This window comes from Pluralibacter gergoviae ATCC 33028 = NBRC 105706, assembly GCF_001598855.1.
Lineage (GTDB): Bacteria > Pseudomonadota > Gammaproteobacteria > Enterobacterales > Enterobacteriaceae > Pluralibacter > Pluralibacter gergoviae.
In genome coordinates this window covers 1-1,257 of record NZ_BCZS01000086.1, presented here as the reverse complement: position 1 = coordinate 1,257, position 1,257 = coordinate 1, and the positions used below count along the sequence as shown (strand labels likewise).

Genomic DNA, 1,257 nt, shown 5'->3' with positions numbered 1-1,257 from the left:
GATCCTACCCGCCAATAGTGGACACGCAACTAAGTGAGTAAACTCTCAGACAGAGGTGACTCACATGACTAAATCAGCAACCGTAACTAAGAAGCCACGAAAACAGTATTCTCCTGAATACCGCAGCGAAGCCCTGAAGCTTGCTGAGCGAATCGGCGTGGCCGCCGCTGCCCGCGAACTCTCCCTTTATGAGTCTCAGCTTTATGCATGGCGCAGCAAAATTCAGCAGCAGAAAACGTCCTCCGAACGGGAGAATGAGCTGGCTGCCGAAAATGCCCGCCTGAAGCGCCAGCTGGCGGAGCAGGCCGAGGAGCTGGCTATTCTCCAAAAGGCAGCGACATACTTCGCGAAGCGCCTGAAATGAAGTATGTCTTCATCGAAAAATATCGGGCAGAGTTCAGTATCAAAGCGATGTGTCGGGTGCTGCGCGTGTCCCGCAGCGGCTGTTATGCTCGCCGTAACCGTCGCGTGCAGCCGGGTACGCGTCAACAATTTCGCCAGCAGTGTGACAGGGTGGTCAGCCAGGCTTTTCATCAGGCAAAACAGCGCTACGGCGCACCGCGCATTACTGATGAGCTCCGCGAACAGGGGCTCAGGTACAACATTAAGACGGTGGCGACCAGCCTGAAACGGCAGGGGCTGAGGGCCAGAGCCGCCCGGAAATTCAATCCGGTCAGCTATAAGGCACATAATCTGCCGGTATTCGATAACCTGCTGAAGCAGGATTTCACCGCCAGCGCACCAAATCAGAAGTGGGTGCAGGACATCACCTATATACGTACCGACGAGGGCTGGCTGTATCTTGCCGTGGTGATTGACCTGTGGTCCCGTGCGGTCATTGGCTGGTCAATGTCATCCCGGATGACAGCAGAGCTGGTGTGCGATGCCCTGCAGATGGCGCTTTGGCGGCGTAAGCGGCCAATGAATGTTATTGCTCACAGCGATCGCGGCGGCCAATACTGCTCAGCAGATTATCATGCCCTACTGATGCAGCACGGCCTTCGTGGCAGCATGAGTGCCAAAGGCTGCTGCTATGACAATGCCTGTGCGGAAAGTTTTTTCCACTCGCTGAAGGTAGAATGTATCCACGGTGAGTGTCTAATCAGTCGTGATGATATGCGTACCGTGGTATTTAATTACATTGAGTGCGATTACAATCGTTGGCGTCGTCACAGTGCGTGTGGCGGTCTCAGCCCGGAGCAATTTGAAAAAAAGAACCTCGCTTAGAAGCGTGTCCACATTATGAGGGGAGGATCA

The 1,257-nt window shown here is 54.4% G+C and carries 1 protein-coding gene; it reads left to right on the top strand.

Going from position 1 to position 1,257, the window contains the following annotated elements; translation table 11 throughout:
* Nucleotides 1-64: 64 nt before the first annotated feature.
* Nucleotides 65-1,227 (top strand): IS3 family transposase gene (locus ENGE1_RS26190; protein ID WP_371320888.1). Its coding sequence is split into 2 segments (ribosomal slippage): nucleotides 65-323 and nucleotides 323-1,227, totalling 1,164 coding nucleotides; the frame shifts between segments, so codons are not numbered across the junction.
* The last annotated feature ends 30 nt before the right edge of the window (nucleotides 1,228-1,257 follow it).